This window comes from Nocardia amikacinitolerans NBRC 108937 (genome assembly GCF_001612615.1).
GTDB classification, from domain to species: domain Bacteria; phylum Actinomycetota; class Actinomycetes; order Mycobacteriales; family Mycobacteriaceae; genus Nocardia; species Nocardia amikacinitolerans.
Genome location: NZ_BDAU01000083.1, coordinates 199502 through 209327 on the forward strand (window position 1 = coordinate 199502; position 9826 = coordinate 209327).

At 69.6% G+C, this 9826-nt stretch carries 9 protein-coding genes and 1 riboswitch; of the genes, 3 read left to right on the forward strand and 6 right to left on the reverse strand.

The window, feature by feature from the left end:
• Window positions 1-64: 64 nt before the first annotated feature.
• From NAM01S_RS33490 to NAM01S_RS33510, 5 genes are all read right to left on the reverse strand, one after another.
• Window positions 65-1417: an LLM class flavin-dependent oxidoreductase gene (locus NAM01S_RS33490; RefSeq protein ID WP_067793314.1), complete on the reverse strand. Its 1353-nt coding sequence runs from the start codon at window positions 1415-1417 to the stop codon at window positions 65-67.
• Window positions 1414-2196: an ABC transporter ATP-binding protein gene (locus NAM01S_RS33495; RefSeq protein ID WP_174554892.1), complete on the reverse strand. Its 783-nt coding sequence runs from the start codon at window positions 2194-2196 to the stop codon at window positions 1414-1416. The genes NAM01S_RS33490 and NAM01S_RS33495 overlap by 4 nt, the downstream gene beginning before the upstream one ends.
• Window positions 2172-3035, reverse strand: coding sequence for an ABC transporter permease (locus NAM01S_RS33500; RefSeq protein WP_067793316.1), 864 nt, complete (start codon window positions 3033-3035; stop codon window positions 2172-2174). The genes NAM01S_RS33495 and NAM01S_RS33500 overlap by 25 nt, the downstream gene beginning before the upstream one ends.
• Window positions 3035-4129: an ABC transporter substrate-binding protein gene (locus tag NAM01S_RS33505; RefSeq protein ID WP_084483520.1), complete on the reverse strand. Its 1095-nt coding sequence runs from the start codon at window positions 4127-4129 to the stop codon at window positions 3035-3037. Before NAM01S_RS33505 ends, NAM01S_RS33500 begins: the two co-directional genes overlap by 1 nt.
• 134 nt (window positions 4130-4263) lie before the next feature.
• A complete protein-coding gene (locus NAM01S_RS33510; protein ID WP_067793318.1) occupies window positions 4264-5430 on the reverse strand; it encodes an alpha/beta fold hydrolase in 1167 nt (388 codons plus the stop codon).
• Between the two features lie 113 nt (window positions 5431-5543).
• Window positions 5544-5625, forward strand: a riboswitch (cobalamin riboswitch).
• Window positions 5626-5662: 37 nt separating this feature from the next.
• On the opposite strand from NAM01S_RS33510, the gene NAM01S_RS33515 reads away from it, so the two are divergent.
• The 3 genes from NAM01S_RS33515 to NAM01S_RS33525 all read left to right on the forward strand — a co-directional run bounded on the left by NAM01S_RS33515 (window position 5663) and on the right by NAM01S_RS33525 (window position 9095).
• Window positions 5663-6694: a FecCD family ABC transporter permease gene (locus NAM01S_RS33515; protein ID WP_067793319.1), complete on the forward strand. Its 1032-nt coding sequence runs from the start codon at window positions 5663-5665 to the stop codon at window positions 6692-6694.
• Window positions 6695-7317: 623 nt separating this feature from the next.
• A complete protein-coding gene (locus tag NAM01S_RS33520) occupies window positions 7318-8073 on the forward strand; it encodes an ABC transporter ATP-binding protein (protein ID WP_253799205.1) in 756 nt (251 codons plus the stop codon).
• The gene (locus tag NAM01S_RS33525) at window positions 8070-9095 is read left to right on the forward strand and encodes an ABC transporter substrate-binding protein (protein ID WP_067793321.1); all 1026 of its coding nucleotides are present in this window, start codon (window positions 8070-8072) and stop codon (window positions 9093-9095) included. Before NAM01S_RS33520 ends, NAM01S_RS33525 begins: the two co-directional genes overlap by 4 nt.
• Window positions 9096-9125: 30 nt before the next feature.
• Here NAM01S_RS33525 and NAM01S_RS33530 read toward each other — a convergent pair whose 3' ends face one another.
• Entirely contained in the window at window positions 9126-9596 is a 471-nt protein-coding gene (locus NAM01S_RS33530) for an SRPBCC domain-containing protein (RefSeq protein ID WP_067793374.1), read from the reverse strand.
• Window positions 9597-9826 lie beyond the last annotated feature (230 nt).

Here is a 9826-nt window from a genome sequence, read left to right on the forward strand (position 1 = left end):
CGTCTGCCGACGCGGTAATCGGCTGGCGCGCAACTTCTTCGACAAGCACGATCGCCCGCCAGGATCACCCCGCCAGCGCCGGTCGTCGAGCGTACCGGCTCTCCGGCCGCGCGAGACCGAAGTGGTCGCGCAGCGTGGTTCCGGTGTATTCGGTGCGAAACAACCCGCGCTCCTGCAAGATCGGCACGACGGTCGAGGTGAAGACCTCGAGCCCGCCCGGGTAGTACGGCGGCATCACGTTGAAACCGTCGGCCGCGCCGTGCCGGAACCACTCCTCGATGGTGTCGGCGACCTGTTCCGGCGTGCCCGCGAAGACGCGATGACCACGCGCTCCCGCCAGTCGGTGCAGCAACCCGCGCAGGGTCGGCCGGTCCCGCCGCACGATGCCCGCGACCACCTGGAGCCGCGACTGCGCGTTGTCGGTGACATCGCCCGCGCCGTCGAATTCCTCGACCGGGACGAGATCGTCCAGCGCCAGGTGCCGCAGGCTCTTGCCCGCGATGCTCTCCAGTTGCGCCAGACCGTATTCCGGCACGGTGAGCTCGTTGAACTCGCGCTCCAGTCGTTTGGCGTCGGCCTCGGTGTCGCCGATGAACGGACTGATACCGGGCAGGATCTTCACCTGATCGGGGTCACGCCTGAATTCCCGCGCCTTGGCCTTGATGTCGGCGTAGAAGGCCTGCGCGTCGGTCAGCCGCTGGTGCGCGGTGAAGATGGCCTCGGCATGGCGGCCCGCGAAGGACCGGCCCTCGTTGGACGCGCCCGCCTGCACCAGCACCGGATAACCCTGCGGCGTCCGCGCCGCGTTGAACGGTCCACGCACCCTGAGGTATTCGCCCTCGAAGTCGATGCGGTGGATCTTGTCCGGATCTGCGTAGACGCCTGCGGCCCGGTCGAGCAGGATCGCGTCGTCCTCCCAGCTGTCCCAGAGCGCCACCACGGCGTCGACGAATTCCCGTGCACGGGCGTACCTTTCCGTGTGGTCGGGATGCCGGTCGAGGCCGAAGTTGGCCGCCGCCAGGTCGGTTCCGGTCGTGACGATGTTCCAGCCCGCGCGCCCGCCGGAGATGTGGTCGAGACTGGAGAACAGCCTGGCCAGGTTGTAGGGCTCGTAGTACGTGGTGGACGCGGTGGCGATCAAGCCGAGATGCGTTGTGGCCGCGGCGATCGCGGTCAGCAGCGTGATCGGCTCCAGGCCGGGAGCCGCATTGTGCTCGACGCTGGTGCGCAGGGCCGGTCCGTCGGCGAAGAACACCGCGTCGAGTTTCGCGGCCTCGGCGGTGCGGCCGATCTCCTGGTAGTAGGTGACGTCGTAGATCCGGTCGGGGCGGCTCTGCGGGTGCCGCCAGGCCGCCTCGTGGTGGCCGGACGGGTAGATGAACGCGTTCAGGCTCAGCTGGCGCGGTTGCTCGGTCATGAGGCTTGCTTCTCTTCCTCGTGAAGATGGGGGTCGGCCGCGTCACCGGCCGTGCTGACAAGGGGATCGACGCCGAGCCCGGCAAGCAGCCGCTCGCGCGCCGCGATGAACGCCGGATCGCTGTGGCGGCGCGGACGTTCCGGGTCGATGCGCAGGTCGATGGCGATGCGGCCCTCGTCGAGGACGAGCACGCGGTCGGCCAGCAACACGGCCTCGTCGACATCGTGGGTGACCAGCAGCACCGCGGGCTTGTGCTTGGCGCACAGCTCCTGCAGCAGCGCGTGCATCCGAATCCTGGTCAGCGCGTCCAGCGCGCCGAACGGTTCGTCGGCCAGCAGCAGCTCGGGCTCGCGCACCAGCGAGCGGGCCAGCGCCACGCGCTGCTGTTCGCCGCCGGAAAGCTCCTTGGGCCAGGCGTTTTCGCGTCCCGCGAGGCCGACCTCGGCGAGCGCGGCGCGGCCACGATCCGCCGATCCCGCACCGCTGAGGCCCAGCGTCACGTTGTCGAGCACCCGCACCCACGGCAGCAGACGCGAATCCTGGAACACCACGGCGCGTTCGGAGGGCACCGCGAGATCGCCGGAACCCGGTACGTCGTCGTCCAATTCGGCCAGTGCGCGCAGCAGGGTGCTCTTGCCCGAGCCGCTGCGGCCGAGCAGCGCGACGAATTCGCCGCGGGCGATGTCGAGGTCGATGCCGCGCAACACCACCCGGTCGCCGAAGCCGCGGCTGAGGTTTCGGGCGCGGACCACGTTCAGTCCGCGAGTGTCTGGCGCCATGCCAGCGTCCTCCTTTCCAGTGCGCGCACGGCGATGTCGCCGAACAAACCGAGCAGGCCGTAGATCACGAGCCCGACCACGATGACGTCGATCTGGCCGTAGGTGCGCGCCTGCGTCATCAGATAGCCGATGCCGCTGGTGGCGTTGACCTGTTCGACGACAACCAGCGCCAGCCACGAGATCGTGACCGCGAGGCGAAGGCCGATGAAGAAGCCGGGCAGCGAGCCGGGCAGGGCGATGCGCCGGATGAATCCCCACCGCGAAAGCTGGACCGTCTCGGCGAGTTCCACGTAGCGGGCGTCCACGCTGCGCAGGTGGGCGTGCGTGTTGATGTACACCGGAACAAGCACGCTGGTGGTGATGACGATGAGCTTCATCTCCTCGCCGATACCGAACCACACGATGAACAGCGGGATCAGCGCCAGCGTGGGAATCGCGCGCTTGATCTGAATCGGACCGTCCAGCAATGCTTCTCCGACACGGCTCAGCCCGGCGGCCAGCGCCAGCACCACACCGATGGCGACGCCGAGCCCCAAACCGAGACCGGCGCGCTGCACCGAGGTCAGCAGATTGGACTGCAAGCGGCCGTCGGCGATCAGATCGCCCGCGGTCTGCGCCACCGTCCACGGCGCGGGCAGCGTCTCCGGATCCAGTGTGCCCGTGGCAGAACCGATCACCCATGCGGCCACAAGCAGCGTCGGACCGAGGGCGATGCCGAACGGAATCGGCTTGCCGGGACCGAGCCTGCGCCGCGACACCTTGCCGCGCGCCCGGAGTTCGACGGGCGCTGTTCCCGCCCTGCCGAATCGGCCGAGTACGCCCGCTTCGAGTGTCGCCATCATCGCTCCTTCGGTTCGTGTGACGCGCCGGATTCGGCGACCGCGCGCGTCACGACGGCGTCGTAGCGCAGGTCGAAACCGTTTGTGGCGCTGATCTTCTTGGGCAACTCGCCCGCGGCGGCGATGGCGTCGATGGTGGACTGCTGCCGGTCGACGAGCCGCTGATCGAGATGCGGGAAGGTGTACGTCCCCAGCGATTCCACGATGCGCCGCGCGTCCTCGGGGCTGACCTTCTGGTTGTCCACGTAGTACTTCTGCGCCCACTCCTCACGGTGGGTGTTCACCCATTGGTAGGCCCGGATATAGGCGCCGACCAGCGCGCCGACCGCGGCCGACCTGGCCGGATCCTGCGTCACCGCGCGCCGCGCGTACAGGTAGGCCAGGCCGCCGTAGATGCCCGCGGTCTCGGCGTCCGGGATCACCGACGCGCCGGGTGTGCGCAGCAGCCGGGTCACATTCGGCTCGATCAGCGGGGCGATGTCGACCTGGCCAGTACGCACCGCGTCGAGAAACTCGGCCAGTTGCAACCGGACCAGCTGCACGTCACCGGTCGTCAGCCCGGCCTTGTCCAGGGCGCGCAGCACCGCGGCCTGCTGCGCGGTGCCCTCGGCGTAGGCGATCTTCTTGCCCTTCAGATCCGCCAGCGTGGTCGCGGTGCGGCCCGGAGCGACCGCCAATTTCAGTGCGGCCGGGCTGGTTTGCTGCGCGGCCACGATCGGCACGTCCTGACCGGCGGCCAGCGCGTGGATCGGCGGCACGTCACCGACCGGCGCCACGTCGGCCGCGCCCGCGCGGAACGCCTCCAGGATGGCGGGGCCGCCGACGAAATTGGCGAACTCCACCTGGAACGGGAGCTTGTCCAGCTCACCGGAGAAGCGCAGCACGCTCTGCAGGCGCTCCTGCTGGTCGGCGACGATCAGCTTGGCGCCCGCGGGGACCTCGGTCGGCAGCGGGGTGTCGGCGGTGTCGACGACCGGTGTGTCGTCCTTCGCGCATCCGGTCAGCCCGAGGGTCGCGGCGGTCGCAACGGCGAGCAAGACGGCGGTGGTGCGGCGGCCACGGCGGCCGGGCGGAAACGTACTCGGTCGAAACATGTTCGGTAGTCAAGCAGGACGAAACGGGCCCGAACACGGTTAACGGCAGGGTGATTCGAACCGGTGTCAACCCGGCTCCGCGGCACTGCCCGCAACCGGGCGCCGCTGTGCCAGCCGGACGCCGCGGCGCGACATCAGCCCGGCGCCGCCGCGCTGCGCACCCCGCGCACCTGATCCAGATACCGCTGCATGAACGGCATGACCTGCTGGTCGATGACCTTGTTGTACTCCTGCGGCGCCTGCCGCGGATTCGCGTGACCGGTGTTGCGCGGCATCACCACCAGGAGGCTGCCGTCGACTCCGCCCGCCCGCTCGACGAGCACCTGGTGCGAGTACTCGACATCGACGACGCGGTCCCGCTCGGCGTCGCGCGGCCGGATGAACACGATGGCCGGGCGCGGTTTGCCGTTCACCGGACGGGACAGCGCGCGCAGATTGTCGATCGCGCCGCCACCGACGATGGCGAGGAACTGCGACTCGATGAGACCGTTGCTCGCGGCGTTGCTCGACAAGACCTTCTCGGTCGCTACTTCGGCGAGCACGTCCGCCAGTTCGGCGAACCGAATCGTCGGCACCGGATCGGCCGCGCGATCGACGAAGCGCTCCCGGCGCGCGTAGGTCTCCACGGCGAGTCGCAGGGCCCGGCTCTCGCGCGCCCCAGGCATCCAGCCCATCCAGCGCAGCATGTCCTCGCCGCGTCCGCGACTCTCCGGGCGCACCGCGTTCAGATCGACGGGGGTGCAGTCCAACAGCACGCCGGCCAGCCGCCGGTCGCTGTCCAGATGGATGTGCTGCCCGACCTCCAGCGCGATGACCCCGCCCATGCTGTGGCCGACGAGCACGATGTTCCGCACGCCCGACATCTGCGCGGCGCGGACGACGAGATCGGCGATCACCTTGCTGTCGATGCCCTGATTGTCGTATTTGATCGCCCAGACCACGCCCATCCGCCGCAGCGCGGGCAACGACTCCGCCGTGTCCGAGGCGTTCAGACCGCCCAATCCGACCAGATCGACGACCGCGGTGTCCCAGTTCTCCTGCTGCGCGGGAGTCGCGACGGGGAGCAGCGCGGGCTCGGTCAACGCGAGTCTGGCGCGCTCGGGAGCGACATCGTGCACCCAGTACTGAGTGAACACGGTGAGTACGAGTATCAGCAGTGCGGCGACCCGCAGCAGTGTCAACCTGGTGCGGCGCAACGTCGTCCACCGGTGCCCGAGGCGGGTCTCCCGGAGCCGAGCCTTCCGTCGCGCATCATCCCAGTCGGTGACGGTGGACGGGTGCCGATCGTCCAACGGCGACATCTCTTCACGGTATCGACGGATGCGGAGGCTTGCCACGTGGCCGCCGCCGCGGACCCGGCTCCCCGGAAAAGCCGACTGACCGGTAGAGTTCTGCCGTCATCCCCGGCGGGTGCGGGAATCCGGTGTGAATCCGGAACGGTCGCGCCACTGTGATCGCCACCACGGCGAAAGTCAGACCTCCCCCGCCGAGACACCTCTGGAAGGGCCGCGACTTGCCTGTGGAGCACCACCGATGATCCGTGTCCGGACATCGATCGCCATCCCCGTTCTCGGCGCGCTGCTGGCCGCCGCGATGATCCTCGCCACTGGCTTCGGCGCCGAGACGCTGCCCGTCTCGGCGGTGACAGAGGTGCTGCGACTGCGCCTCGTCGGCGGCACGCCCACCGACCTCGCCCTGGACACCATCGTGTGGCAGCTGCGCGTGCCGAGGACGCTGCTCGCCGCCGTGGTCGGCGCGGGACTGGCCCTGGCAGGCGCCGCGATGCAGACGCTGGTGCGCAACCCGTTGGCCGATCCCTTTCTGCTCGGTGTGTCCTCCGGTGCGGGTGTCGGTGCCGCGGCGGTAATCACCTCCGGGTTGTTCGCGGGCGCGGGCGTGTGGGCGCTGTCCGGCGGCGCGCTGGTCGGTGCGCTGGCGGCGGCCGCGCTTGTCTTCCTCATCGCCGTCGCCCAAGGTGGTCTGACTCCGCTGCGTCTGGTGCTCACCGGCACCGTGCTCGGTTCCGCGTTCGCCGCGCTCAGCAGCTATCTCGTCTTCCGCAGCTCGGATCCCGCTGCCGCGCAATCGGTTCTGTTCTGGCTGCTCGGCAGCCTCGCGGGCGCGGACTGGACGACCCTCGGGCTGCCCCTCGCCGTCGTCCTGGCCTGCGGGTCCGCGCTGGTGGCCGCCGCCGGGTGGCTGGACGCGCTCACGCTCGGCGCGGACACCGCGCTGTCGGTGGGAGTTCCGGTGAAGCAGTTGCGGATCGCGCTGTTCGTTCTGCTCGCCGTGCTGGTCGGCGTGCTCGTGGCGGTCTCGGGCGGCATCGGCTTCGTCGGCCTGGTCGTGCCGCACGCCGCCCGCCTCCTGGTCGGTCCACGCCACCGCGGCCTGCTCCCGGTCTGCGCCCTCTGCGGCGCGCTGTTCCTCGTCGTCGCCGACGCCGCGACCCGTGTCCTGGTGCCGCCCACCGAAATCCCGGTCGGCGTGCTGACCGGATTGATCGGCGCCCCTACATTCCTGCTCCTGCTCGGCCGTCGGCGCTACCGGTTCGGTGACGCGTGAGCGCGGAGGATCGGGGGAATCCCGCTACCGACGGGTGTGCCGACCGCGGCGCACCGGATGACCAGACCGCGTGTCGCGCACCGGTGATGGAAGCAGCGAGGCCGTGTGCGCCGAACTCCCCAAACCGGTACGACCAGACCACGTGCGACGCAACGGCGAACGCATCGGCCCCAGGTGCGCGGGCATCGCGCGGCGGGGGTCGGCCCGCGCAGCACCGAGACGGGGAACCGCCCTCTGCCGCCGCCATGGCTGACAATCGAACACAGTGCGGCACACCGCCGACGTCCCCAGCCAACCCGCACGTGACGTCACGGGACGCGTACGACGAGTCGGCAGCAAGTCCACATGTGGCGGCAGCGGCCGACATCGACTTCGACGCACCCGCAGCAAGTCCGCATGAGACCGCAGCAGCCGGTACCGACTTCGACGCACTCGCCGCGAGTCCACGCGTGACAGCAGCAGCCGGTACCGACCTCGACGCACCCGCAGCAAGTTCGCGTCAGACCGCAGCAGCCGGTACCGACCTCGACATACGCGCGACGAGTCCACGTCGGGCTGCGACGGCCGGTGTCGACGGATCGGCAGGTAGTCCGCGGGCGGGCGCCGACATCGAGGCGGTCGGGTTGACCTGTGCGGTGGGGCGGCGGGAGGTCGTTGTCGACGCTTCGTTCACGATTCGGGCCGGGGAGGTCGTTGGCATCGTCGGTCCCAATGGGAGCGGCAAGACGACGTTGCTGCATGTGCTCGCGGGCGTGCGGCGGCCGAAGGCGGGGCGAGTTCGGGTGGGCGGACGCGCGCTGCACAAGCTATCGCCGCGGGCGCGGGCCAAGACCGTGGCGCTGGTCGCCCAGGACGAACGGCCACCCGCGGATCTTCTCGCGGGCGAAGTGGTGGCGCTGGGACGCACGCCCTACCTACCGCCGTGGGGCGTCGGATCACCACGGGAGCGGCAAGCGATCGAGGAGGCGCTGGCGACGGTCGACCTGGCGGGCTTCGCCGAGCGTCCGGTGCACCGCCTCTCCGGAGGCGAACGGCAACGGGTCCTGTTGGCGCGGGCCCTGGTGCAGGACACGCCGGTGCTGATGCTGGACGAGCCGACCAACCACCTGGACATCACCCATCGGCTGGAGCTACTGGCCTTGGCCCGCACCCTGAACCGCACGGTCGTCATGGCCCTGCACGAGCTCGCGCTGGCCGACCGCTACTGCGACCGAATCATGGTGCTGCACAACGGCCGCACGCATCCGCCAGAGCCGCCCGAGACGGCGCTGCGTCCCGAAGTGGTCGCGTCCGTCTTCGGTGTGCGCGCGACCCGCGTACCGCACCCCGACACCGGCGAAAACCACCTGTTGATCACCCCGCGAGAGGCGACACCATGAAGAACACGTCCCGAATGCTGGCCGCGGCCACGCTGGCGGCGACCTTGGCGGCATGTAGCAACCAAGCCCCCGCCGCGGGCACCCTCACGATCCGCAACTGCGACCAGGAGGTCCGGTTTCCCGCGCCCGCGCAGCGGATGTTCGTCAACGACGGCAACCTCATCTCCATGGCGCTGGCACTCGGCGCGCAGGAGCAGGTGGTGGCCGTCTCCAGTCTCCAGCGCGACGCAGACACGCTTCGCCGCCACTACGGACCGGCGGTCGACGCACTGAAATCCGTTGCCCCCGAATATCCCGCGCGCGAGACGGTGCTCGCCCAGCGCCCGGACGTCATGGTCGCGGGCTGGAGCTACGGCTACGACGAGGCGAAGAACCTCACCCCCGACTCGCTGCGCACGGACGGCGTCGCCGCGTATGTGCTCACCGAAAGCTGCCGCCAGCGCGAGGGCGAACGCCAGCGCGGAATCGTGGAACCTTGGATGGCGCTGCGCGACGATCTCACAAATCTGGGCGCGATCACCGGCCGCGCCGACCGCGCCGCCGAACTCACCGCCGACCTGGATGCCAGGCTCGCCGCCCTGCGTTCCGCACCGCAGCCCGAGCGAAGGCCCACCGTGTTCCTGTTCGACAGCGCCAGCGACACGATCTTCTCCAGCGGCAAATTCGGTGCGCCGCAGGCGATCCTCGACGCCGCGGGCGCGCGCAACATCCTCGACGACGTCGACGACACCTGGACCAGGGTCTCCTGGGAGCGACTGGCGGCCGCCGACCCGGACGCCATCATGTTCGTCGACTACCCGAAGCAGTCGTTCGAGCAGAAGGTGGAGATGCTGCGCACCAAGCCCGGCATCAATCGGCTCCGCGCGGTGACCGAGGGCCGCTTCCTGAACCTGCCGTACGCGCTGTGGACCAGCGGGCCGCTCAACATCGACGCCGCCGAACAAATCCGCAAGCAGCTGGAGCGGTGGAACATGCTGCCGCCCTCCGGGATCGAGCCCCGCGTGGACGACGCGGTGCGCTGATTCAGCCACAGGTCGGTTGCGCCGGTTCGCTCAGTCGAGCGAACCGGTTTCGGCGAGCGTGGCGAGTTTGGCCAGCGCGAGTCGCCAGCCCAGTTCGTTGTCCTCCGGTTTCACCGCGCTGGGCAGGCCCTCGTGGATCGCCACCAGATCCGTGCCGCCGTCGGCCGCGTCGGAAAGGGTGACGGCGACGGTCATCTCGCCGCCCGCGGCCGGATCGTCGCTCTCGAATTCGATGATCTCCACAACCTGTTCGTCGGGGATCAAGGTGACGAAACGCCCTTGATAGGTGTCGGATTGGGCGGTGGTCTTGCCGGTATCGGTCGGGTCGTCGTAGGTGAGGGTGATGCGGAATCGGCCGCCCTCGCGCGGCTCGAATTCGTGGACGTGGCTGGTCATTCCAGTGGGCACCCGCCACCGCGCGACCGCGTCGGCGTCCAGCAGCAGGCCGTAGACGGTCGACCGCGATGCGCGAATGTGCTTGCCGATCCTGGTGCTGGACATGTGCACCACGGTAGTCCGCGACCTCGGCGCGCGATCAGCCTCGATACGGCGAGCCCCCGAAATGCCTCCAGCTACGGTCGGGACCTTCGCGGTTGACGGACATCCGCCGAACGCAAAAAGGCCCCCAACTGATGCTGGGGGCCTTTCGCAATGATGTTCCGGCGGTGTCCTACTCTCCCACACCCTGTCGAGTGCAGTACCATCGGCGCAGGTGGCCTTAGCTTCCGGGT